The sequence below is a fragment of the Oceanobacter sp. ABM4_470 genome, from assembly GCF_056158645.1.
The window spans coordinates 1,003,143-1,028,380 of record NZ_JBSWTR010000001.1 but is presented as its reverse complement, the minus strand read 5'-3'; the positions used below and the strand labels follow the sequence as shown (position 1 = coordinate 1,028,380).

General features: G+C 56.1%; 13 protein-coding genes. 3 read left to right on the top strand and 10 right to left on the bottom strand.

Annotated elements, in window-relative coordinates:
• Positions 1–13: 13 nt before the first annotated feature.
• From ACXADJ_RS04410 to ACXADJ_RS04385, 6 genes are all read right to left on the bottom strand, one after another.
• Positions 14–1,756, bottom strand: coding sequence for a subtype B tannase (locus ACXADJ_RS04410; RefSeq protein ID WP_475063531.1), 1,743 nt, complete (start codon positions 1,754–1,756; stop codon positions 14–16).
• 171 nt (positions 1,757–1,927) lie between these two features.
• Positions 1,928–3,022, bottom strand: coding sequence for an iron-sulfur cluster carrier protein ApbC (gene apbC, locus ACXADJ_RS04405; RefSeq protein WP_475063529.1), 1,095 nt, complete (start codon positions 3,020–3,022; stop codon positions 1,928–1,930).
• A 137-nt stretch (positions 3,023–3,159) separates the two neighbouring features.
• On the bottom strand, positions 3,160–4,767 hold the full coding sequence (locus ACXADJ_RS04400; RefSeq protein ID WP_475063527.1) for an ABC transporter ATP-binding protein: 1,608 nt from the start codon (positions 4,765–4,767) through the stop codon (positions 3,160–3,162).
• Positions 4,767–6,152 (bottom strand): ABC transporter permease, encoded by a 1,386-nt coding sequence (locus ACXADJ_RS04395; protein WP_475063523.1) that lies wholly within the window; start codon positions 6,150–6,152, stop codon positions 4,767–4,769. Before ACXADJ_RS04395 ends, ACXADJ_RS04400 begins: the two co-directional genes overlap by 1 nt.
• Entirely contained in the window at positions 6,152–7,129 is a 978-nt protein-coding gene (locus ACXADJ_RS04390; protein ID WP_475063519.1) for an ABC transporter permease, read from the bottom strand. The genes ACXADJ_RS04395 and ACXADJ_RS04390 overlap by 1 nt, the downstream gene beginning before the upstream one ends.
• The gene (locus ACXADJ_RS04385; protein ID WP_475063517.1) at positions 7,129–9,450 is read right to left on the bottom strand and encodes an ABC transporter substrate-binding protein; all 2,322 of its coding nucleotides are present in this window, start codon (positions 9,448–9,450) and stop codon (positions 7,129–7,131) included. The genes ACXADJ_RS04390 and ACXADJ_RS04385 overlap by 1 nt, the downstream gene beginning before the upstream one ends.
• Before the next feature lie 187 nt (positions 9,451–9,637).
• Between ACXADJ_RS04385 and ACXADJ_RS04380 the strand changes: the two genes are divergently transcribed.
• Genes ACXADJ_RS04380 through ACXADJ_RS04370 form a run of 3 tightly spaced genes read left to right on the top strand, consistent with a single transcriptional unit; the run spans position 9,638 to position 14,501 of the window.
• Positions 9,638–10,699 carry an AAA family ATPase gene (locus tag ACXADJ_RS04380; RefSeq protein ID WP_475063515.1) on the top strand — a complete coding sequence of 354 codons (1,062 nt, stop codon included), beginning with the start codon at positions 9,638–9,640 and terminating at the stop codon, positions 10,697–10,699.
• Positions 10,699–12,015: a DUF58 domain-containing protein gene (locus ACXADJ_RS04375; RefSeq protein ID WP_475063512.1), complete on the top strand. Its 1,317-nt coding sequence runs from the start codon at positions 10,699–10,701 to the stop codon at positions 12,013–12,015. The genes ACXADJ_RS04380 and ACXADJ_RS04375 overlap by 1 nt, the downstream gene beginning before the upstream one ends.
• Before the next feature lie 26 nt (positions 12,016–12,041).
• Positions 12,042–14,501, top strand: a complete 2,460-nt coding sequence (locus tag ACXADJ_RS04370; RefSeq protein WP_475063508.1) for a transglutaminase-like domain-containing protein — start codon at positions 12,042–12,044, stop codon at positions 14,499–14,501.
• Positions 14,502–14,564: 63 nt separating this feature from the next.
• Here the strand turns inward: ACXADJ_RS04370 and ACXADJ_RS04365 are convergent, their stop codons facing one another.
• The 4 genes from ACXADJ_RS04365 to ACXADJ_RS04350 form a co-directional block, all read right to left on the bottom strand.
• Positions 14,565–14,966, bottom strand: coding sequence for a hypothetical protein (locus ACXADJ_RS04365; protein ID WP_475063505.1), 402 nt, complete (start codon positions 14,964–14,966; stop codon positions 14,565–14,567).
• A gap of 611 nt (positions 14,967–15,577) precedes the next feature.
• A complete protein-coding gene (locus ACXADJ_RS04360; protein WP_475063503.1) occupies positions 15,578–18,820 on the bottom strand; it encodes a M16 family metallopeptidase in 3,243 nt (1,080 codons plus the stop codon).
• Complete coding sequence (locus ACXADJ_RS04355; RefSeq protein WP_475063501.1) at positions 18,807–21,653, bottom strand: TonB-dependent receptor plug domain-containing protein; 2,847 nt, start codon at positions 21,651–21,653, stop codon at positions 18,807–18,809. The genes ACXADJ_RS04360 and ACXADJ_RS04355 overlap by 14 nt, the downstream gene beginning before the upstream one ends.
• Positions 21,654–21,712: 59 nt before the next feature.
• A complete protein-coding gene (locus tag ACXADJ_RS04350) occupies positions 21,713–24,661 on the bottom strand; it encodes a cadherin-like domain-containing protein (protein ID WP_475063499.1) in 2,949 nt (982 codons plus the stop codon).
• Between the last annotated feature and the right edge of the window lie 577 nt (positions 24,662–25,238).

Sequence of the window (25,238 nt, the reverse complement as noted above, 5' to 3'; positions counted from 1 at the left end):
CAGTTCCAGCCAATCATTGACCCGCACTACCCGCTTGATAACCGGTAATGGCAGCAATCCAGTCGACCATGCCTTGTGGGTCATCATCGGCACAATGACCGCCCTCCCAAAACAGTGCGGTATTCACATCAACGCCCTGCTGTTCCAGCCCCAGCGCCAGATTGAACATCACCACCGCGGCGTTGTTATTGTCATGACTGCCGTTGCGTAGCCACCAATGTGGTGCGATATCGCTGCGCGATTGATCCTTGGGCGCGGTGATAAAATACATTGGGTTCATCATATTCACCCGCTGTTGCAGCTCATCGGCCAAGGGCGCCTCGGAGGCCGAGTTGTAGTCCTGACTGAACGTCGTGAAATGATTGGCGCGCTGGCTATCCAGACCAAACAGCTGATTCTCGGGCGTCGACAGTTCAAAGCTGTCGAACGACGGTGCGCCTTTCATGCGGCCAAAATCAGCCACATAGTCTGCAAAGTCAAAGTCCGCTTGCTGGCCATCCCAACGAATCCAGCTGTTGTCCGTCAGGTACTGCTGCCGCGCTTCATCATCCAGCGTGCGAATATGGGCTGTGGCAATGGGTTGCAGGTATTGCTGCTTGAGGTAGTCGGCGTAGTTATCCGCCGTCAACACGCCAAAACCATGGTGTCCATGCAAGGCCAGCCCGGCCTGATAGTCACGGTATTGCTGCTGTAACTGACCGGATACCTGCTGGTCGACCAGCTCACCACGCAGAGGCTGATAGCCAAACATCCACTCATAGGACATATCGGCATGATCCAGGTCGGTGATCGGGCTGTAACAAGCGCTGGCAAAGATATTGTCGCGCTCATCCGCTGCGCCCAGCGCCTTCAGATACGGCGCGTACCAGTCCTGATTGCCGGAAGCGCCCAACAGCGCCGACATGGCACCACCCGCGCTGCAACCTGCTGACACAATCCAGTTGGCGTTACCCGCCATCACCGCATCGTTGTGACGGATATAACGCACCGCCGCTTTCAAATCGACGATTCCAGCAGGGGCCGTGCCGTAGTAAATACCGTCGGCATTGACGTTATCGATGCCACGGGCGCCCGGCGTAACCACCACATAGCCGGCGGCCAGCGCTAACTGCGCCTTGTCTGAGCCCATGCCTTCACCCATCCGGGCACCGCGTTGCGGGCCTGGGCCCTTACTATCAGAACCATCACGCCCTTTACGGCCACCATCACGAGGACCAAAGCCCTCTGCTGGCGCTTCCAGGCCTGCTTGCATTCCCTGAGCAGTTCCCTGAACCCTTTCTTGAGCTCTGCCCTCACCAGGGCCAGGCCGACTTTTACCCTCGCCGCCACGACGCCCACCAAACCCTTGATCCGGGTTGGCGTTGTTGACCGAGCGGTAGCCGCCAATCTTGATGTTCAGCAGCACCGGCGCGGCACTGGCGTCCAGCGGCTGACCATTGATGGCCACCGGCACCTGCACATCCAGGCTCTGATAGTCTGCGTCAACCGGGTTGGCGACATACGGAATGTGTTTGTAGCTGTGCACCGTGATCTGCTGATCGCCACTGGCGGTTTTCACGGTGACCGTTTCTACCGTGAAGTCGTCGGCTGGAAATTGCAAAGGATCACTCGGCGTCGGGTCAGCCGGGGTGGCATCCGAAGTCGGTGTCGATAAGGTGTCACTGGAGGTATGTTGGCGCGATTGGGTTAACGCCAGCGCAATGGAGAAAGCACCGGCAGCCACCAGTGCAGTGATAAGCATGGATCTGGGAGTCATTGTCTGTCCTGACAAAGGGTTGGTATGGACCGGGCACTGAGTTATTCAGTAAGGCCCTGACGCTTTTGCACCCAAATGAGAACACTTATCAGCTGAATAGATCCGTCGGAAACCGTAAGTTTCCGCTCTGCTGCCGATGCCCGATCCAGCGGCAACGGCAGCAGACACAGATTAATCGTCCGAGATTTCAATCTCTGGCATATCGCTGGCGGCCTCACCACCACGAGCCAGTGCAACGGCCAAGCGGCGAGCTGCATGACGATACATCATGGCCACTTCCGAGCTGTCATCCGCTGCCACCACTGGCGTACCGGCATCGGCCTGCTCACGAATGTATTTGGCCAGCGGCAGTGAACCCAGCACCCTGGTGCTGTACGTTTCTGCCAAACGATCCGCGCCGTGTTCACCAAAGATGTGTTCGGCGTGGCCGCAGTTCGAGCAGATGTGCATGCTCATATTTTCGATCATACCCAGCACCGGAATGCCCACTTTACGGAACATCTCGACGCCTTTCTTGGCATCCGCCAAGGCAATATCCTGCGGGGTGGTGACGATGACTGAGCCGGCAATCGGGTATTTCTGGCTCAACGTCAGCTGAATGTCACCGGTGCCCGGTGGCATGTCGATCAACAGGTAATCCAGCTCGCCCCACTGAGTTTGATTCAGGATCTGGGTCAGTGCTCCGGCCACCATCGGGCCACGCCATACCATTGGCGTTTGTTCGGTAACCAGGTACGCCATCGACATGGTTTTCAGACCGTGGGCCTCCACTGGCACAAACCATTTACCTTCGATGGTTTCCGGCCGGGTGCCGTCCACCACACCCAGCATGATGCCCTGGCTCGGACCGTAAATATCCGCATCCAGCAAGCCGACTTTGGCGCCATCTTTGGCCAGCGCCAGGGCCAGATTCACCGTGGTGGTCGATTTGCCAACGCCGCCTTTGCCAGACGCCACTGCGACGATGTTCTTCACACCCGTCAGCGCTTCGCCGCCGTCGTGACTTTTGTGGGCGTCTACATGCCAACCGATGTTGACGGTCGCTTGCTCACAGCCGTCGATGTTTTCCAGCGCCGTTTGCAGCAACTGGGCAACACCGCCCTTGAGGAATTCGGACGGATAATCCAACTCCAGTTCAACATCCACACGGGCACCTTCAATCTGCACCGAGCGCAAGGCACCGGCTGAGATCAAATCGGTTTCAAGGTACGGGTCGGTGTAGCTCGCCAGGGCAGTTTCTACCTGGCTTTGGGTCAGTTGGCTCACGCAATGCTCCAGACATTGGCCTGCCTCGGAATCCGGCAGGCAAAAATAACGATTGCCACAGGTTATGGTGGCAAGTGCGCGGTATTCAAGGGCGATGTCGGTTTCATCCCCCTTTGCGGTGAAATTTCTGCCCTTGATTACAGCACCGGCGCTGCTGCCAGCAATGCCCTGGTGTATTCGTGCTGAGGGGCATCCATCACATCAGCACACAGCCCTTGTTCCACCAGTACGCCGTTTTTCATCACAGCGACCCGATGAGCCAAATGCGGAATGATCGACAAATCGTGGGTGATGAACAAATAGCTCAGCCCCATATCACGCTGCAGCTCCAACAGAAGCTCCATCACCTGACCACGAATAGACACATCCAACGCGCTGGTTGGCTCGTCACAAATGATCAGTTCGGGCTCAACCGCAATGGCACGGGCAATGGCGATGCGCTGGCGCTGACCGCCAGAAAATTCGTGCGGATAACGATCCAGATGCTGGGCTTCCAGTCCCACCCTTTCCAGCAGTTGCTCCAGTTTGGCTTCGTGCTCTTCTCCCTTGCCTGCCAACCCCAGACTGGTCATGCCTTCGGCCAGAATTTGACGAATGGTCATGCGTGGATTCATCGACGAGAACGGGTCCTGAAAGATCACCTGAATGCGTTTTCGGTAGGGCAAAAACTGCTTGTCAGACAGCCCCTGCAACGACTGTCCGGAAAAACGGATATCGCCTTCGGTCGCCGGTTCCAGAGCCAGAATGGCCCGCCCGACCGTCGACTTGCCGGAGCCGGATTCGCCGACCAGAGCCAGGGTTTCGCCTTTGTGAATCTGCAACGACACGCCATCCACCGCTTTGGTATGGCCCACGACACGCTGCAAAATGCCCTGGCGCTGTGGAAACCACACTTTCAGGTTATCTACGGTCAGCAGCGCTTGCGGCTGCTGCTGGGAAGGTCGGAAACGGCGTTCCGGTAATGAATGAATCAACTGACAGCTGTATTCATGCTGGGGATTGGCAAAGAACTCCGCTGCTGAGCGATATTCGAGAATGTCGCCATGGCGCATCACAGCGACGTGGTCCGCCATTTCCGACACCACGCCCATGTCGTGGGTAATTAACAGCACACCCAGCTGACGCTGTTTGCGCAGCTGATTCAGCAACTCCAGAATTTGCTTTTGAATGGTCACATCCAGAGCCGTGGTTGGCTCGTCAGCGATCAGCAAATCGGGCTCACACGCCAGTGCCATGGCAATCATTACGCGCTGCTTCTGACCCCCAGAGAGCTGGTGCGGGTGCCAGCTCAGGCGCTGCTGTGGGTCGGGAATGCCAACTTCCTGCAACAAGCCAACCACGGCATCTCGTCGAGCCTGGCCAGTGTGTCCCTTGTGCAGGGTCAGCACTTCACCTATCTGCTGTTCGAGGGTTTGCACCGGGTTCAGTGCCACCTGCGGTTCCTGAAAGATCATCGCGGCGCGGAAACCACGTACCCGATTCATCTGCCTTTCCGTCAGGGCAAACAGCTCTTCGCCCTGCAACTGCACACTGCCTGCAGTAATCCTCAGTGCATCGGGTAACAGGCGTAAGATAGACAGGGCCGTCAGCGATTTACCCGAACCACTTTCACCAACAAGAGCCAGAATCTCACCCGGCTCAATGGCGAAGGAAATGCCATTCACCAATGTCTGTGCCGGACTGGCAAACGGGCCACGACTGGCAGGCAATTCAATGGTGAGATTGGAAACTTCAAGCAGCGACATCAGTTCACCGTCCTTGGGTCGAAGGCATCACGAACGCGGTCAGCAAACAGGTTGGCTGCCAGCACCAATACAAACATCATCACAAACGCGGCACTGACCGACCACCAGACCACCGGCTCACGAGACAGCTCGGCGCGGGCCTCGTTGATCATATTGCCCCAGCTGGCCATCGACGGATCAACCCCGACGCCAATATAAGACAGCACCGCTTCGGCCAATACAAAACCACTGAAATCCAGTACCAGCGCAATCAGCACAATGTGGGTGACATTAGGCAGGATGTGCTTGCCAATAATACGACTGTGGCTAACCCCAAAAGCCCGTGCGGCTTGCACATAGTCGAGCTGACTCACCTTCAGGGTTTCTGCCCGCAGCAAGCGGCAAAGGCCGGTCCAGCTGGTCATACCCAAAATGAAACACAGTGCCAAAAACTGGAAATCAGCCCGTTCGGCCGACAGCCGGAATTGCTCGGCATGGGTTTCGATGTAGACATCAATCAGTAACACCGACGCGGCAATCAGCAGAATACCGGGAATCGAACTGAGCGTGGTGTAGATGTATTGCACCACGTCGTCGATCAGGCCTTTGAAATAGCCGGCGGCAATGCCCAGTATTACGGCAATCGGCAAGGTGATCAGCGTCGCCAGCGTGCCGATCAATACCCCGGTGCGCACTGCTTTAATCGCCTGAAACAGCACATCCTGACCAACCTTGTTGGTGCCCAGAATGTGGTAATAGCCGCCCACCTGCAAAATCCAGACGGTCACCAGAATCAGGCCGCCGAGCGTCAGATACACGGTTTTCCAGGGGAGCCATGCCGATGCCTGTTTGCCGGTCAGCCGTCGCAGCAGCTGAATCAGCAACGCCAGTACCAGCGCAATGCCGAGCCCCACCACCAGCGCATTCATTGACCGTTCAAACACATCGGAGCCAACGGTTTCGTGTTTGCGCAAGTGGCTACCGGCATACTCCAGTCTGGGGTAATCACGTACCACCTGACCGTTGTCGAGGGTACGGTTTTCCTTCGAGAACGAGTGAATGGCGAATGGCGACGAATAGGTTTTTTCATCATGGCCACGCAAGTCCACCAGCACCACGTCCAGCAGGCTGTTGACCTCCTGACTGTAGTGCTGCTCATCCGAACCTTCGAGTTTGTCGAGTGGATACCGAAAGTGCATCGAATCCAGCAAGGCGATCAGCACGTAAAACACAATCACCAGAAACGACGCCATGCCCACCCGGGAAGCAAACACCGAGCGCCAGCGTTTGCGCGCCACCGGGTTTTTACCGAGGTTGATAAAAAACAGAATCAGCGTCAGCACCAGCAGGAAAATCAGCCAGTCGCTCCACAGCAACACCGGTTTTACCGTCATCAGCATTTCCATCAGGACAACCTCACTCGTGGATCAACCAGGGTGTAGGAAATGTCCGTCAGGATCAGTCCAACGATGTACAAAATGGAACCCAAAAACACCATGCTGCGCACCACGGCAAAGTCCTGGGCCTGAATCGCATCCAAGGTGTAACTGCCCAGCCCCGGAATGCCAAAAAACGACTCCACCAGCAGGCTGCCCATAAACAGCGACGGGATAACCACCACCACACTGGTCAGAATCGGAATCAGGCCATTGGGCAAAATATGACGGAACAGTACCGTCAATTCAGGCACGCCTTTGGCGCGGGCGGTGCGCACGTAATCCTTGTTGGCTTCTTCCAGAAACAAGGTGCGATACAAACGGGTGCCGCTGCCGATACCACCAATCACGCCGATGATCACTGGCAGGATCAGGAAGCGAATGGCATCCATTCCGCCCAGATATCCGGAGATAGGCACCAGATTCCACATCCGGGCAAAAAAGAACTGACCGGCAAACACGTAGAACACCCCAGATATCGACATCAGCACCACGCAGGCAACCATGGCCGCAGTATCAAACAGACTGGCGCGGAACATCACCACAAACAGGGCAAAGACAATGTTCACCGCCAGACCAATCACAAAGGTCGGCAGAGCCACCGCCAGACTTGGCCACATGCGTTGCAGGATGTCTTCGGCGATTGAGCGGCCTTCGTCCGATTTGCCAAAATCGAGCACGAACAGGCGCACGGATTTATCGAAGAAAATGGTGTCGGTCAGCAAGCCGTCACTGTCTTCGGCATCGTTGATAAACAAAGGCTTGTCGTAGCCGCGTTGGGCTTTCCAGGCCTCAATGGCCTGCGGGTCCATATGTTTGTCGCCCAGCTGGGCCTGAGCCATCTGATCGGGCGAGTTGACCATAAAAAACAGCGCAAACGTCAGCAGGTTAACCCCGATCAGAATCGGAATGGCGTACAGCAAACGCCGAACTATGTATGCCAGCATCAGTTGTGCCCTCCTTTGGCTGTGGGGGATACCAGCACGCGCTGGTTCTGGCGGCGGCGATAGGCCTGATAACCCGGAATCATCAACACCAGCACCACCAGCCCGACAATCCACAGCGGCGACCACACCGGTTGATTGCGCTCTTTTCGGAGCGACTCACGCATGCGACTGTCGATGCCCATGTATTTCAGGGTTGCGGTACTGATGCCATGAGGCTTGGTGTTACGAACCCAGGGGTTATCCAGCACGTAAGAGTGCAAATGCAGCCCCGACGCCCAGGGTACCTCGTGGTGATAGATTTCCAGCATCTGTCGAATCAGCGCCAGTCGCTCTGGCGAATCCGGCATCAGCTTCATTTGTTCAAACAAGCGATCGTATTCCGCATTGCTGAAATTGCTGGCGTTAACCCCGGAGCCACCGGTGATCACCTGACCATTCTTGCTATACAGCAGGAACAGGAAGTTTTCGGCATCCGGGTAGTCCGCCGACCAACCCCACTGGAACAGCTGGGCGTTACCCGAACGCATCTTGTCCTTGAAGCGGTTGTAGTCAGAGCCACGAATATTCAGCTGAATACCCAGCTTCTTGAATTGCTTGATCAACCAAACCTGTTGCGCACTGGCAGCACCGCCACCGGTTGGGGTATCCAGATTCAACACCAGCGGCTCACCGGTTTGGGCATCGCGGCCATCCGGGTAACCGGCTTCCGCCAGCAGCTTGCGAGCCACGTCAATGGGCTTGCGAACCGGCGCGCCGACGCTGTCCGAGCCTTCCTTACGAATGGTCGGGTTCCAGTCAAACACATAAGGGTTAATGCCCTCTGGCCCTTGCTGATAGCCAAAGATGCCCGGCGGAATCGGGCTTTGGGCGGTCTCACCGCGGCCATTCAGAAAAATGGAAATACGATCTTCCTCGCTGTAGGCAATGGCGATGGCCTGACGCAGTTTGCGAGCACGTTCCTGGGCTTGTTTCTGGGCTTGTTTCTGGGCTTCTGAATCGGCTTGTTGCTCTGCTCCCGGCAACGACTGCCCACCCACCACCGGGTCGAGCATATTGAAGCCAAAGTAATAGGTAGCAGGCACCACTTCGACACTCAGACTGATGCCCATGTCTTTCAGTTCCGGACTCAGATCAACACCCGTGCTGCTGACCGACACCGCCTGATCAAAGCTGTCGCTGCCAATGCCCGAACGGTCGTAATAGCCCTGCAAGAACTTGGTCCACAGCGGGATGCTTTCTTTTTCGAGTCGATACACTGCCTTGTCGATCAGGGGTAACCGCTTGCCTGCATCGGCCAGCAAGCCGTGTTCGGCGTCGCCCGGTTCGCCTTCTGACGGATAGCGGTCGTCGTGATAATTGGGGTTGCGTTGCAGAATGATGGCTTCGTTGGGATCGTTCTGCGTCATCATGAAGGGGCCAGTGCCGACCGGGTGCCAGTCCAGCACAATGTTGCGATCGGCCAATCCGGGCTGGTGGTAAAACTCGTCCACCAGTCTGGGAACCGGGGCCAGAAAGCGCATACCCAGCCAGTATTTGAACTGCGGATACTTGCCCTTCAGGCGAATGCTGTATTGATACTTGCCCAGCACCTGCACACCGGTAAGATCAAACGGCTGCAAGTCGAGCCAGCCCGTTTGCTGGTAACGGGGATCACTCTCTTGCTGCTTGCGGGCCTCGCTGACGGTTTCGGCAAATTCGTCCATGCCAACAATGTACTCCGCCAGCACCCCGCGAATCGGCGACAGGTTGGCCGGATCAGCAATCCGCTTGAGCTGGTAAACATAATCCTCAGCCACCAGCTCACGGCTGCCGGTTTCGGTGAAATCCGCCAGCGTTCGGTAGCTCGCCGATGCGGCGGCATCGGCAAATCGATAACGTGGCTGTTGCTGGTCATTTTGCGCAAAAGCCGGGTGCGGCTGATAGCGAATGCCCGGTTTGATGGTCAACGTATAGGTGCTGAAGGCCAGTGCAGGATCGTTTTCCGCGACCGGGTTACCGTCGGCATCGGTGTAGGTAATAACGGGCATTTCGGTCAGGGTGGACGGAATCAGCTCGTAGGGCCGTTTCAGATAGTGGTATTGCAGCGGCGGCTCGTATATCTGGTCAATAAAGCGGCCTTCATCAGCACTGTAGGAACGCGCCGGGTCCAGATGCTTCGGGCGTTGGGAAAAGCTGGAGTAATAAACGACTTGCTGGCTGTCTTCACCCGCCGGGTGCGGGCTGTTGATGGCGCGGCTCAAGGAATCATCCGAGCACCCCTGCAACAGCAGCGAAACGCCAACACACGCCATGGCCTTATAAATAATTTGGGCTGATTTCATATCCGTCCAGTATGAGGCAAGGAACCCTCTGAATACCTCAGTGTGCCAGTAAAACCGCTGGTTACAAGACCCCACTGTCGACTCTGAGAACAAATGCAGTGGCTGTTATGTGCGCCAATTTTTGCGCTTGTCACACAGGCTCTTTATATTGACCGACCTATTTGCCCAGCCATTCAAGGAATTCCCTGTGAGCAACCCGGTCGCCGCGCTGCAACAACTGCACAAGAACCTGTCGTCCGTCGTCATGTGTCAACCTCAATCGCTGCTGCTGACGCTCACCACCCTGCTGTGCCGTGGCCACCTGCTGCTGGAAGACGTTCCCGGTCTGGGCAAAACCACACTGGCGCGGGCATTGGCAAAATCGGTACAGGTGGACATGAAACGCCTGCAGTGTACCCCCGACCTGATGCCGTCGGACATTACCGGCGTCAGTGTTTACAACCAGAGTGAACATCGCTTTGAGCTGATCAAGGGCCCGGTGTTCACCAATCTTTTGTTGGCTGACGAAATCAACCGTGCCACGCCCCGTACCCAGTCGGCACTGCTGGAAGCCATGGCCGAAGGCACCGTCAGCCTCGACCGCGACATCCATGCCTTGCCCAAGGTATTTATGGTCATCGCCACTCAAAACCCGGTTGAATTCAGCGGTACTTACCCGCTGCCGGAAGCCCAGCTCGACCGTTTCTTTATGCGGCTGTCATTGGGCTACCCAAGTGAAGCCCAGGAACTGGAGATTCTGAAATCCCAGCTCAATGGCCACCCACTGGACACCCTGCAACCGGTGATGAGCGAAAAAGCCCTGCAAGCACTGCAAGCCCATTGCGACAAGATTCCGCTTGGCGAAGGCCTGCTCGAATACATCAATCAACTGGTGCGCGCCACCCGCGAGCATCCGCAAGTCACACTGGGAGCCAGCCCACGCGGCGCACTGGCGCTGATGCGCGCCGCCCGAGCCCTGACCTTGCTGACCGGCAAAAAACAGGTGACGCCAGCCACGGTACAGACTCTTGCCGAGCCGGTATTAAGCCATCGGATTATTTTCCGCGACCCGGCGCTGCAAAAAGCGGAAGCCCGGGCTGAGTTCTGGAGCAAGCTGTTTGCCGACCTGCCACTGCCAGACCAGACAGCGGCAACTGCCAAGCAGCCGAACGACGACGCCAAACAGACTTCTGGGCATTCGTCTGGACAAGCTTCTGGACAAACACCCGGGCAGACAGCCAATACCAACGGCACAACCGAGACCGTCTGATGGCGGCTGCGTCCACGCACCCGGCCTTGGCAGCCATTCGAGCCCAGCTGGGTGGCCATCGGCTGTTGTTGGTGATCGCCGTCGTGTGTTTTCTGGTGGCCTGGAATCGTGGCATTAATCTGCTGTACGGCATGGTGGCACTGGTGCTGGCCTTATGGCTGGCCAGCTGGTTGCTGCCGCTGCTGCCATTACGCTCCGTGCAGGTATCAGCTCGGCAATCCGGGCAGGCCCATGCCAATGGCCAGGTCGGTATTGAATACCGACTGCGTTCCCATGACCCATTGGCCATGTGTGTGATCGAACAGTCGTTACCCTTCGTATCGACTAGCTATTCAGAAAGCACTGACACTGAAAACGCCGATTCAGAAAATACAGAATCCGGAATCGCTCGCCGCACTCTGGTGTGGTGGACAACCGAGGACCGTCCTGTCATCCAGGTCGCAACCGGCCAACGCGGCCGATTCGAACTAACGCATGTACGAGTTGGATGCAGCTGGCCATTCGGACTGAAAACCCACTACCGCACAGTGCCGCTGACACATTGCCAGTTATTGATTGAACCCGAAATTGTGCCCATTACCGCCATACCGGCGACCACTGCTGCTCAGCCACAACCGATGGCACCCAATCCGACCCACAGCAGTGCTGCTCTGGCACACAATGAATACGCTGGCATCCGTGACTATCGCCATGGCGATTCATTGCGTCACGTCCATTGGGCTGCGTCAGCCCGCCATCAGCAAATGATGGTGCGAGAGTTCGACAGCATCAGCCACCAGGATTTCCTGCTGGTACTGGACGCCGACCCTGCCAGCAATACTGGCCCATACCCAAGGTGCAGTTTTGAACACAGCATCACCATTGCCGCGTCGATGATGCACTGGGCGCAGCAGAACGGCGTTTCCATGCGACTGGTGTGTGGAGGCCAATATCCGTTTGACGTTGCGGTTGGCGGCAACGGCCGTGGCCAACAAGGGGATTACCTGATGGCGCTGACCCAGGCCAAGCCGTGGCAAGCACACTCCCTCAATATTCAGAGCTATGAATCAGTCATCGGCAGCGCACTGACGGGGGCTAATGCCAGCACCTTGATTCTGATCCGCAACCAGAGCCAACTGCCACAAGTGAATGTGTCGCGTTTGCCATTGGCGAACGGCACCAGTGTGCTGGACATACAGCTTTGTGATGCGAGTTTTGATCAGCCCATGCAGCAGTGGCCCGAAGGCTGGCATTCGGAACCGGGCACCAACCCGAACCGACGGGTTTTGAAACTGCACGCCTCCAGTCGACTGCAACGCTGGCTACGCGAAATATGATTCGGGTGAATACAAAAAGAACCGCCATGTTTAAACCGCTAATCCGCTCCCTCAACCCGTTCGCTCTCTGGCACAGCGCCCAATTTGGCCTTGGCCTGCTGGGAGCCGCTGCCACTCTGTTTGGCAGCACGGGTGCTGCCTGGCTACTGGCCATGTTGGCCGCCGCTGGCAGTTACGCCTGTTTACGCATGGCGCAAACCAATCGTCCCGATGCCAAACAGCGCCTTGTGTTCGGCAATGCCATCGCCGCCCTGGGCTTGCTGTGCTTTCTGATGCTGCTGTTCACCACCGATTTGATGCTGGCCCTGATGGCATTACTGGTGGCCAGCCAGCTGGCACTGAACTTGACCAGCGAGAGTGCTCAAGCGGCTTCCAAACGCCAATACGTTGGGTTGGCATCCGGCTTTGCCGCCTTGATGATTGGTGCTGCTGAATCGACGTCAGCCAGTTATTTGATGCTGATGTTGGCCTACAGCGCCTGTGTGTGTTTATTGCTGCCAGCGCTTTGGCGGGAACTGAACACCGAACAATCTGCTGAAATAAAACAGCCAGATTCAGCAAAGACGCCAAGGCATGTTGGCGGCATGGCTCCCTGGCTGCCAACCGCTGCGGTGGTTGGACTCGCGCTGTTGGCGTATCTATTGCTGCCGATGCCTCCGCAAGCCAATATTGGCGGCACCGTGATGCCGCTGAGCCAAAACAGCAGCATCAGCAATCCGCTGTGGGATGCCGAAGCCGAGCGCTCGCAGCAGCAGCCGACAAATTCAGACACAGGCAAAGCTGAACAGTCACAAGACGAACAAAGCTCGTTGGCCCCCAAAGCCTTGTGGGAAAGCGACCAGATTCCTGCCAGCCAGCAAGCCTATGATTACCCGGGCTTTCGCCAGCAATTTTCCATTGAAGACGCCGTCGATAGCCGTGATCCGGCAACCACCTCAGGACTCGACCTGGATGCGGTTGTGTTGCTGATGAAAACCAACTACTCCAGCAATGCAGAACACTCCAAGCCACGTAATCACTACGTAAAAGTCCGCAATTTTAACCATTTTGATGGACGCCAATGGCGCACCGAGCAAGACCATTTGCAGAAGTGGTTACCCAATGGCGATGGCCAGTTCGAGCTGCCCGCGGAACATGGACAACACTCCGACCAAGGCTTGCTGTATCAGGAATTTACCGTCAAGCACCCTGTTGGCGCCTGGCTACCCGCCGTCGATACCCCGGTGCGCGTTGCCATTGCCGCCAGCAGCATCGCCAGTGATCGCTGGCATCATCCGGTGACGGCCGAGCCGTTGCCAGCCGACACCCGCTATACCGTCGTCAGTGAACCGCAACATATCCATGGCCGCAGCGTCAGTCGACTGCCCGCACCGGATGCCAACGACCTGCAGCTACCGGCCAATCTGGACCCGCGCATCAGCAAACTCGCCAGCAACATCACCCAAGCTGGCGGCACACCACTGCAACGGGCAGAGCAACTGGAAAGTTATTTACGGGAAAACTATCAATTCAGCCTGCAATCGGTGGTCGATCATCAGGGCAACACGCCGCTAGCGCCCTTTCTGCTTGATCGCAAAAGCGGCCACTGCGAGCACTTTGCATCCAGCATGGTGGTGATGCTGCGAAGCCTTGGTATCCCTGCCCGGCTGGCAACCGGTTTCAGCGCCAGCCAGCGCAACCCGGTGACGGGCTACTTTGAGCTGCGTGCCATTGACGGCCATGCCTGGGCAGAAGCCTGGATTGAAGGCAAGTGGCTCAGCTTCGAACCGACGCCAGCCTACCCGCGCTCAACCACAGCAGACGACGAAGGCTGGTTTAACAGCACCGCCGACCAGCTTAATCGCTACATTCAGCACCGCAGCCAGCAGAGCGAGCTGGAGTCCGGTCAAACACACTCCATCACAGACACCTTGATCAACCTGCTTGGCCGCTGGATTTGGTCTGCGCTGTATTGGTTGCTGCTGGCACCGGTGGGATTTGTGGTTGGCAGGCTATTGTGGCTGCTCACCAGCGCCTGGCCCTTGTTGATCGTGTTTGCTATCGCCGCGACCGCAGGCTGGTATTACCGCGAGCGCTGGCTGGCAACAGCACTGCAACGCTGGATTCAATATCGCCTGCAAAAACGGAAATACCACAACTGGCCAGAGGATCTGGATTATTGCCATCGCTGGATTGACCGGATGGCCACACTGCAGGGGCTGCAACGCAACACCGGTGAACCGATTGAACATTGGCAAGCCCGGCTGACATCCTATGCGGCAGCATCAACAGGAGCAGCATCAGCAACTGCAACGACGCCAGAGGGCGACACCAGTACCGCAGCACTGGATCAGTTTTGCATCTGGCTGCAGCAACGCTGGTACGGCCAGGGGGATATCGAACAGCCGGAGGAAGACCTGCCATCGATCGCATTGGATGTGGTGGACTGGCTGGCATCGTTGCCAATCAATACCACCGCTGGCTTTGGGGTAACGCTCTTGAGGTAAAAGGCTAAAACTGACGTTCAGGTTTTGCTTTGGTTTTGCTTTGATACCGCCAGACGGAAACAATCAATCCTCAATCACCTGTCCACGGTACATGCGCTGGGATTTGGCAGCGACAGGCGCCTCGGAAGTCGTCTGACTGGTGACCCCACGATACGTGGTTTGCTTCGCTTTTTGAGGCTGGGTGTTGTCCGCCACCAGCGGCGTCGCGCCACGATAGCTGCTTGCACCCGCGACATTCAGGCCACGGCTGGCAAGCTCGTTCAACCAGACATCACAGAGTTTGGCGACGACCTGATTGGCAAGAGCAACCAACTCTTCACGGCCAGAATGAAGCGACATATTCAAAATGGCCGCCATACCTTCCGGAGCATTACGCCAACGAATACGGTTGCCGGTTTCAAGTTCAAACTTTAACGCCAGCGCCGACATGGATGCGGCCGCGTCAGCGGATAACGGTTGCGACATACATCACCTCCTGTGACATCTCTTTTTGTGTTTATTTACGTGCTTAGAGCAATGTTCTTTCTTGGTTCTTTGGGATGAGGAAGCCCCTCACTCCGAATGGCTCGAATTTTCACCACCCACAAAAAAACGTCAACGCTGAAGCCGATGAATTGTCGTTTCCGGACCCAGTTCTCATTATCTGCACTGCCATTGTTGACACTTAACGGCTGTTCAATGACGGATTGTCTGGCAAACTGACCGGCTGTTTAAATTTTCTCTAGGGACCCTCTGAAAAACTCTGCACAGCTCTGCGCGTGTCCTGCAGGTTGTCAGAACAAGGCGGCGAATGCAGCGGAATGACCAGTCCTTTCCAAATTCGCCAACACCGTTCTGGCAGGCTGCAGGCCGCGCCCTACGGGGATGACAGGGCATTGCTGACTCTGTGTCGCTGATTTTTGACTTGACTCGTCAGGCCTGCAAATCAGCTTCGTGATTCAGCATCGCCCTGTCATCCAGAGCGGGCACCGAGTTTTTCAGAGGGTCCCTAATCATCCACTCACAGGTACAAAAAAGCCCTCTGAATCATCGATCCAGAGGGCTTGGCCTTGATTAGGATTAGCGAGCCTGATTGGTTATTTCGCCGCGCGGGTATAAACCTGCAACCACTTCTGCGGTGGTACCCACTGGCTTATCGCCGTCCGAACATCCGCCACCGATACGTGCTGCAACGCCTGCTGCCATTGCGAGATCAAGGCCGCGCCTTGAGCGTCGGTTGCAGACTGATGCAAGGCCGACCACAACGCCTGAGGGCCTTCATAACGACGGTACTGGTCAAGCCACTGCACCGACAAAATCGGTTGAGCCTGCGGCAGCAGCATGCGTTGACGGTGCAAGTCCAGCACCCGCTGTATGTCGGCATCGGTAAACTGATCGGACAAACTTTCCAGCACCTTTTGGCTTTCCAGCGCGATTTCATCCAGTCGCTGCGGTGCAGTTTCAAACGACAGTGTTACTTTCAATGCCTGGCTGTCACTGTCTGGTTCCAGCGCAAAGCGGGCGCTGTAAATGCCCTGCAGTTCCTGTCGCAGTCGTTGCTTCAATGCCTTGACCGCCAGTTCCTGCACCACTGGCAGTATCAACTCATTGGTAACAGACCACTGGTACTCGGCTTCGCCCAATCCCTGATACTCGGCGCGGTGTTCCGCCTTGCCAGTCAGCTGCAACTGCTGCTTGCCATCCACCTGGCGTACTTGCAGAAACTGCCGCAGCGTAGCCCGATTGGCATTCGCTGCCGCATTGTCGCTGTTAAGAGCACTCGCATCGGAAGCCAGTACCTCAACACCGTCCATGCAGCTTGCTACGGCCTGTTGCAGTTCTGCCACGCGAGACTGAGGCACCCGAATCAACCACTGCACCGGTTGCTGCATTTGTTGGCGATACAAGGCATCCAGCTGCTCTCGCTTGATCTTCGTCCAATCGATATCGACCCGGAACGGTCGTTTTCCAAGCTGAGCATCGGTGATGCGTTGTTTGTTGGTCCGCTTCGATTCATCAGCACCCTGCTGGCGGGCTTGCTTCTCAATATTGGCGGTCTTTTGGCTGTATTGATCGCTGATAAACGCCATCGCTTCGTCATTCAGCGCACCCTGCTTGCGCCATTGTTGAATCAGGCACATGCCGTTCAGCAGCCCCAGGGTTTCATCACCAAAGGCCTGTTCAACGGACAGATTCAGATCCAACGACAACTGTCGGGCCGACTGATCGATGCTCCAGTGTACGCCGTGGCGTTTTTTCCAATCCTGAAACTGCCAGTCGCTCCAGCCCGGCAGGCCGCTTTGCTCGCCCAGCTGCATCGCCAACTGCCGCAGTTGAACCTGATCGGCGGCGCTCTGAATGGCCTCTGGCTGGTTACCGCTTTCAATCTCTGAGCCATAACCCGCCGCGGAGGCGCCGCGTATTTGTAACTGGGACAGCTCAGGGGAACCGCTGCCTGGCACTTGATCCACAGCTACTTGACCTACTGGTATCGTCACAACTACCGCAGAATCCCCATTGCCCAGCGCCCACTGCTGAATGGCCGTGCTATTGGCTGAGATATTCACTGCGCTGTCGAGCTTCTGGTATTTGGCTGTTCCAACAACCAGATCAGGCAAATCCAGCTCTACCGGTGCTTCCAGCTGATGTTCTGGCTTAAGCGGCTCCTGAGCTGGCTGTTGGTCAGTGATCGAAATCTGTTTATCCAGCGCGATAAGCTGCGATTCATCGAGCTTCTCGGCATCAATGCCCTCGACGTAAAGGAAACGGTCAGCACTGCTCAGCCAGTGTTGCGACAGCCATTGGTTAACGTCATCCGCGGTCATGACAGACAGTACGGCTTCCAGCTCGGCAAAATACTGCACCGGCTCTGTGCGTTCGTCATGGTCAATCAGCGCGTTCACGATCCGATCCTGCCACTGGGCGGCATCGGGCTCCGATGGATGGTTTTTCAGCTTGGTGGCAAGGGCCAGGGTTTCTGATATCTCCTTGTTGATGAACTCCGGCTGAATACCAAACTGCTGCAAGCGGGCAACTTCGGTCCGCAATCGTTGCAATAAGCGGGCAACATTTTGCTCATTGGCTGGCAGGGCATCATTTATGGAACGCACCACAAAACCAACCACCTGGGTATTACCATCCAACTCCGAGCGCGTCATGCTGATGAAAGCGTCGTCCAACGCATCGTTCTGTCGATACAGTTGCGCTCGCAATGCCTTGCGCAGCACATACTCGATCATGCGTTGATTCACATCGCCCTGCTCGCTCGATTTGCCCAGCGGCAAACGCACGCCATCGACCACACGCAGAGCGGATTGACGTTCGATGGTGCCCAGCGTTAATCGAGGCTGTACCGATATCTGACGCCAGCTGCGCTGCCAGAAGGGTTCAACCTGATGATCCGCCACCAGACGCCCGAACGATGCCTCCACCAGCGCCCGTTGTTCAGCAATCGGCAAGGCCGAGGTAATCACCAGCGACATGTTGTTCGGCTGGTACCAGTGCTGATAAAACGCCCGCAATTGATCGGCGGTTTGTGCATTAATGCTTTCGTAAGTACCGATGGTTGGACGCTGAGCAGTCTGGCTACCGTCACGCACAATGTATTTGCGCGCGCGGTTCACCCGATCCCGCTTGGGGTCGGAACGACGCCATTCGTTCAGCACCACTTGCCGTTCCTGCTGCCAGGCAGCCGGCTGAATAGCAGCCTTGGTGGCGATGTTGGAAAGCACCGCCAGCGCATGGCTTAACTGGGTACGAATCTGAGCATCGGAACCGGCCAAGCGCACGTAAAACTGGGTCAGTTCTTCACGGGTAACCGCATTGATTTCCCGGCCGGTCATCCAGCCCAGCTGCTTGAATCTGGCATGCAGCCCTTCGGGGAAATCTTCGGTTTCATGGAACACCATGTGCTCCAGCATGTGTGCCACACCCAGCTGGTCATCGGCTTCATCCACCGAGCCGGTATGCACTACCAAACGCACAATCAGTTCGCTGGTGGCTGGTCTGTTTGTCTGTTCCGGTGTTTGTTCCTGAGCAAAAGCGGGTTCAGTGCCCTCTTTGCTCTGCTGACGTTCTTTGGCTTGCTGCAAGTTCTGGCTGGTGTCGACCAGATATACCGACAAACCGTTGTCGAGGGTTTCACTGACAATGCGAGGGTCAGGGTCAAAGCGCTGGTGTTTGGCGTTTTGCGATACCGCGTTTGAATCCTGCTCGGCCTGCCACACGGCACAGCCGGACAGGCTCGTTGTCATCACGGTCGACACAACAGCCATGGCAACAAACGCCGTTTTCTTCACAGCACCTTTCAGCGGGGCCTGCCAGCGATTAACGGAAGTCATAGTTCACTCCAAACCAGAATTGACGACCCAGCTCGATACCGGAATCACCGTCGGCGACGGTGAAGGTACGGCTGTTGAACAGGTTGTTGATGTCGGTACGCAGGGTCAGTTGATGGTGCTCCCCGTTGAATACCTTCACCGACATGGCGGCGTTAAACAGCCAGCGTTTGGGTACCCGGTATTCTTCATACACGGGTATCGCCAGGCTGGTGCCCGCCCCTGAGCCATCGCTATTGGCTATGATTTGCGTGCTTTCGTACTCGCTGCCGGTATCACGCCAGCTTTTGTAACCGCCCCGGAAAGAGCCAAACAGGCTGGTCATCCAGCGGTCGGACCAGTGGCTGCTCCAGCCAAAGTTCACCGTTAGAGGCTGACCAAATTCACTGATAAAGCGCTCCAGCGAATCACGGCTGGTTTCGGTATAAACCCCCTCGCCGTTTTCATCTTCGGTGTACAGCGCGACCAGATCGGCTTCATCGGTGTCTTCCGCCGCGGTGTCGTAGCCACCGTTGTAGCTCTGGGAAATCTGATAACTGCTGTTGGCCCACAGGCTGTGCTCATCCAACGACAGCGCCCACGACACACTGACCCGACGATTCAGGCCTTCGCCTTCGTTCACCTGATACCGATAGGTATAACCATCGGTCGGGTTGTAGTAGTCCTCATCGGAACGCACCAGCTGGTCACGCTGCCAACGCTGCACGTATTTGATAGAGTAGTTACCCGCCCAGGTGGCGTGTTTCCAACCCACCACGACCTCATCGTTGTAAGGCGTTTTAACGTCTTGATAAACGTAACGATCACCGCCGCTACCGGTCGCGGTTTGCCAGCCCTGAACATAGTTGTCACTGTTCAATGCACGGCTCTCGATGCTGTACGGAGTTTGTTTCTCGCGCACCTTGTAGGTCAGCAGATTGGAGTCGTAGTAGCGATTAAAACCGAGGGTGATCAGGCGGTCTTCGTCACCGAACAGGCGATAGCCAGCACTGATGCGCGGCGCAATGTTGTGGTTGCCAAAAAAGTCGTCGGTTTCGTAGCGCAAGCCGAGGTTCAGGGTCCAGTTGTGCCAGTCGACCGTATCCGTGATGTAAGCCGCCGCCTTGTTGACCGCCACATTGATGTGTTCAGCGTGGTAAACACGACGTACCTTGAAGTACTGCGGCGAGCTGATGATGGTGGCCTCATAAGCGGCAATGTGCTCGGCGTTGTTGAAGTCGAGCTCATCGACACCCAGCTGTGCCGCCAACTGCTCCTCGGTCATCGAACGTTGCAGCTCAATACAGTCGAGTGTAAAGCCACTGCAGTTCAGATCCTGAATGCCGTTTTGGGCGTTGCTGTACACGTAACTGTCGTTGTAGCGCTGGCGTTCCAGTTGCTCATGGTTCAGCTGCACACCGGCCTGTAACCAGTGCTGACTGTTGCCCCAATGCCAGGACATGTTGGTCAAGTCGAGGTCAAACCCTAGCGTCTGCTGGGTTTTGTCGATATCGCCATAGCCACCCTCGCGGGACAAACCGGTACCGTCGATGCCCCATTCTTTACCCAGTGACTTGATCCACGGCAAATAATGCTGCGGCGCCCGGCGGGAGTTCTCACTGAGGTTGTAGGCCAGTTTGCTTTTCAGGGTAAAGTCATCGAATTCCTGCTGCAGTTTCAGGCTGGTGCTGTAACCACCGCCTTTGATGGAGATATCGCTGTCTTTAACGTTGATCAGCAGGTCCTTGCTCTCGTAGGGCGATACATTCACCGTCCATTCCAGTTGGTCGACCCACAAATCCTGCTGCACCAGCTTGAGCATCAGATTGCTGTTTTCGCGGCTGGTCTGTTGCGCCTGATCAAATGACACTTTGGTGATGTCGCTGGTGCTGTGGTTCGCCACCAGCATCAGCTTATGGTGTTCGCTGATACGGCCTTCCATATTGAGGCTGTAGGAGCGCTTTTCGTACTCTGGCTCACTGGGCAACTCGACGTCTTCATCGTTCAGGAAGACGTGGTATTCACCCCAGCTGCTGTTGTTGGCACGTACGCCAATACCGAACCGAAATTCGTCGTCCGGCTCACGAGTGCTGACTTCCACCACGCCACCACTGAAGTCGCCGTATTGGGCGGGGATGTTGTTATCAAATACCTCGATGGTTTCGACCAACTGTTCGTTAATGTTGACCGACTGGGCACTGCCAGCAACGTCGTTGATATTGGCAACATCGCGGTTGTAGGACGCCGGGTCCTGGCGGCTGTTGATGTTCACACCGTCCAGAAAGAATCCGGTTTGCCAAGCCTGGCCGCCGGAAATGGATACTCGCTTGGCCTTGATTTCACCGGCTTCGTCGGCACTGAGGGTTTCGTCACCCAGCTGCACGCCGGGCAATACCGCCAGCAGTTCGCTGATTTCGCCATTGCCTTTGGGGCTGGCGTCGATCATGGCGCGGTTCATTACGTATCGGCCGGCAATTTCCGGTACTTCGACGTCCAGCCCGATGTATTTGCCGGTGACCACAACTTCATCAAGGGTCTGGATCGGTTGTTCGAGACAGGTGGTCAGTTGGTCCCAGTTCAGTTCAAACCGAGTACCAGCCTCGGCTACACCTGTTTCAGGAGCAACTGTTTCACGGCTTTGGTCAACACACGCCATCAGGCGCTGGGGATCAAGCTGATATTGATCCAACATGGCCAGCAGTTGCTGGCGCACGTCGGTCGGGAATTCAGAGAAGCGGGCCGCTTCAAGAGGAGAAGTGGCCGAATCACCGCTTGGGTTGTTTTCGGCCTGGGCTGACCAGGCTGCGGTAAGTAGCGTGGCCAGTCCAATCAATCGTAAAATGTTCATGTACTTCATGGTGGGATTCAGAACCTTGATTGATGGCCCGCTTGTTCATGCGGGCCGGTTAAGCCCGATCAGGAACCGGGAATCAGTGGGTAAACGTCTTGTGGGTTGTTGATGCCGTCGCCGTCATCGTCGGCGTCCAGCACCAGACCTTCAGCGCTGTCATCCACAATCTCTACGTTTGGAAGGAAGAAGTTCGGGTAGCCATCCAGGTCGGTATCCACTGCCGCAATGGTTTGCGCCGGGAACTGATCACGCACCGCTTCAGCCGAGGCAATGATTTGCAACAGAGCTTCGGTTTCGGTGGTGGAATGAATGGCATCCACTGCCAGCGAGGCGGCAGTGTCGTAAAGGCCCGCGTTGGCAAGAGAGTCGACCAGATTCTCGAACGCTTCCAGCTTGGCGCCGTCGGCAAAACCAGAAGCCTGGGTAATCAGGCTGCCATACAGCTGTTGCAAGCGGTCGTCGGTATTCTGAATGGTGGTTTGATACTCGGCAGAGTCGGCAACACCGGCCAGATACTGAACGCCAAGGCGGTAATCGCGGAGTGCCATCCAGCTGGAAGAATCCGCTAGCGACGTTACTTCACCGTCCACGATGGCGTTGATGATGTCGTTCAGCTGATCCAGTTGACCTTCTTCATCCAGTGACTCTTCGCCAACCAGGGCATCGACGCTATCCATCGCCAGGCCATAGGCGGTTCTGGCCTCGCTCAGATTGCCTACCGCCAGGTGGGCGTTGGCAATTTGCAACAGCGACTGGGCGTAGGTTTCAGTAGCATCGTAGTCGTATTCATCAGATTCGCTGGTTTGCAGCTCGGCAATGATGTTGTTGGCAATATCAACATTGGCAGCTACCTGATCCGCATTGCCTGCGTCGTTCCACAGCAGCATCAGGTATTCAATGGCACCCAGAGCACGGCTGTAGCTATAGGTATCGCCACTGGACGGCAGCAGCGTGTTGGCCGCCAGCGTCTGGCACTGGGCAAGGTCATCCTGATAAGCAGTGCTATCGTCCTGTTGTTGATTGATCAGCCACGCCACGCGACCGCATCCTGTGCTGCCAATAAGGTCAGAAACACTGGTGCTGTTCAGACTGGTGTAGTCATCGGATTGCACCAGGGTCAGCGCGTATTCCAGCAAAGCAAGAGATGCTTCGTGTTCGCCCTGATAATTCAGAATGGCTGCTGCACCAAAGTTGAACTTGTTGGTGACCGCACCGAATTCCACAGTGGCCTGACGCAGTTTGTCCAGACGGGTTGAGCTGGTAAATACCTCGGAATAGTAGGCTTCCGGGGCAGCCATAACCGCTGCTTGTTCTTCACCATTGGCAATACGAGCGGCAATACCATAGCTGAAGATATAACGATAGGCGTTGGACAAGCTCGAGTGGGTTTTACCTGAATCCAGCAGGATGGTCAGTGGTACGTTGCCGGTTTGAGTACCGTCTTCCGCAAACGCCACAGCGTCCGGATACAGGGCTGCAAACAACCCCGCCATTTGGTGCAATCCGGTTGGAGAGCCAGCCAGAGTTGATGCTGCATTGGCATCAGCTTCGAAGGTGTAGCTGTCGTCGTAATTTACCGCGCTGTAGTACGCCGTGGTTTTGGCCAGCCATTCGCGGGCTTTTGCAAGATCATCGGCATTACCAGTAGGTATCGATGCCAGATAATAATAGGCAGCGGTGTAACCGGAATACGTTGCCTTGTAGATTTCATAGCGGGCATAACGTGAGGTCGAGCGGTAACCAGCATCAGACGCCATATCGCCCAACACACCAATGTACTCCACCAACAGATCGTGGTTGGCATCGGTCGCATCACTCAAGTAGTTTTCAAGCAAGGTAGCAACGTAGCTTTCCATGGCAATAACCAAATAGCGACGCGTGGTAGACGATTCTTCGTCAGCACTGCCGAGCTGATCATAGTAGCCAAGAATAACCTCCAGCAGCGCCTGAGCCTGGGTATCCGCGCCCGCTTCGTTGTAATCACGAACAACGCCCATCAAGCTTGAGGCATCCGAGCTCGACATATTGGCAACGCCGTTGCCACTGATGTACTGGTTATACGCGGCGGTTGCCATTTCACGCGCATCATTGGCCTGCTCGAACTCCTCAATTGAGTTCAGGGCCTGACCGATCGCACGGTAAGCGTTGCCCTGGGTTTTGAGAGACGCAATGTTCTCTTCCACCAGCGCCAGCGCTTCGTCAATATAGCCATTGAGGGCATAGCCTTCGGCAATGTTGACATAAACATCCGCAGCAACCGTGGTGTCGGTGATGGTTTCAGCGTCATCGTCGCCATTCAGCAGAATGCGATTTTCCGCGGTGCGCAAATGCGATACGTCAGAGGCGTAGTAATAGGCACGACGCTGTTCGTTGGTCGCGTAAGACGACTGCAAAGCAATCACTTGCTGCAATACGCCGTCGTTACCGTCGTCGATTTGCACAGTGAATTCGTTCGCCGTCGACGTCACCGACTCCAGCACGTAGTCAAACGATCCGTCGTCGTTGATCGTCAATGTGCCAGCCTCAGGGGCCTCTGCGACCGAGTAACTCAGGCTGTCGCCATCAACATCCGAGGCGTCGATTTGACCATTGAGGGTGTCACCGTCGACGTCGGCAATGATAGACACACTATCAATCACAGGGACGTCATTAACCGCTGCAATGCTGAAGTTCAGCACCGCCGATACCGTCACCTCGCCATCGGTAACATTGACCGTGGCGGTGTCGTCACCGAACAGGTTGTCCGCAGGGGTATACACAAAGGTGCCATCGGCGTTGACCGAAAGCGTTCCCATCGAGGGTGAGGTTTGGACCGTGTAGGCCAGGGTATCGCCATCACTGTCAGTCGCCGCCACACTGCCGCTATAGGCAGTATCTTCGGCAACCGAAAAGTCATAACTGGCTTGACCAAACACGGGACCCGAGTTGCCGCTACTACTGCTGCCACCACAGGCAGACAGCAACACGGCAGCAGAGCACAAGGCTCCGCGCAAGGTTGATTGCTTAAATTGCATGTTGTTTCTCCGCGAGAAATCGCTCTGAATCCCGCGCGGAGGCTACCATACACGAATGCTTTTGATAATCGTTATCACTAGCGGCATTTCATTACGATAGCGCCTCCAACGCCCAAATCGGGCTTTCGGTGGGAATTTCAACCGCAGAAAACGGACTTTCATCAGGATAAGCCCGTCGAGGTTTGCCAATGAAAAAATGCCTGGCCATTGGCACCGAAAGCTTTGAATTAGCGGGCTTACAGCGCCCTCACGAGCTAACGAAACGCCAGAATAAAAAAACACGCATGGCATCCGTATCCCAGAGCCCTGCCCTTACGACTCATCCGACAAGCGAGTTCCTTGATGCTGATTATCATTTTGTAAATTTTTGAAAGGGTGCAATTGATAGGTTTCACACTGGGCTCAGAATAGAACCAAAGAGCGCGTCCGCATTGGCGTGCGACACCTAGGGACCCTCTGAATAACTCAGTGCCCGCTCTGGATGACAGGGCGATGCTGAATCACGACGCTGGTTTGCAGGCCTGACGGGTCAAGTCAAAAATCAGCGACACAGAGTCAGCAATGCCCTGACATCCAC

Bases quoted from the DNA above. Each gene is read 5' to 3' on its own strand.
- ACXADJ_RS04410 (WP_475063531.1), bottom strand. From the start codon at position 1,756: ATGACTCCCAGATCCATGCTTATCACTGCACTGGTGGCTGCCGGTGCT.
- ACXADJ_RS04400 (WP_475063527.1), bottom strand. From the start codon at position 4,767: ATGTCGCTGCTTGAAGTTTCCAATCTCACCATTGAATTGCCTGCCAGT.
- ACXADJ_RS04395 (WP_475063523.1), bottom strand. From the start codon at position 6,152: ATGGAAATGCTGATGACGGTAAAACCGGTGTTGCTGTGGAGCGACTGG.
- ACXADJ_RS04390 (WP_475063519.1), bottom strand. From the start codon at position 7,129: ATGCTGGCATACATAGTTCGGCGTTTGCTGTACGCCATTCCGATTCTG.
- ACXADJ_RS04385 (WP_475063517.1), bottom strand. From the start codon at position 9,450: ATGAAATCAGCCCAAATTATTTATAAGGCCATGGCGTGTGTTGGCGTT.
- ACXADJ_RS04375 (WP_475063512.1), top strand. From the start codon at position 10,699: ATGGCGGCTGCGTCCACGCACCCGGCCTTGGCAGCCATTCGAGCCCAG.
- ACXADJ_RS04370 (WP_475063508.1), top strand. From the start codon at position 12,042: ATGTTTAAACCGCTAATCCGCTCCCTCAACCCGTTCGCTCTCTGGCAC.
- ACXADJ_RS04365 (WP_475063505.1), bottom strand. From the start codon at position 14,966: ATGTCGCAACCGTTATCCGCTGACGCGGCCGCATCCATGTCGGCGCTG.
- ACXADJ_RS04360 (WP_475063503.1), bottom strand. From the start codon at position 18,820: ATGACTTCCGTTAATCGCTGGCAGGCCCCGCTGAAAGGTGCTGTGAAG.
- ACXADJ_RS04355 (WP_475063501.1), bottom strand. From the start codon at position 21,653: ATGAAGTACATGAACATTTTACGATTGATTGGACTGGCCACGCTACTT.
- ACXADJ_RS04350 (WP_475063499.1), bottom strand. From the start codon at position 24,661: ATGCAATTTAAGCAATCAACCTTGCGCGGAGCCTTGTGCTCTGCTGCC.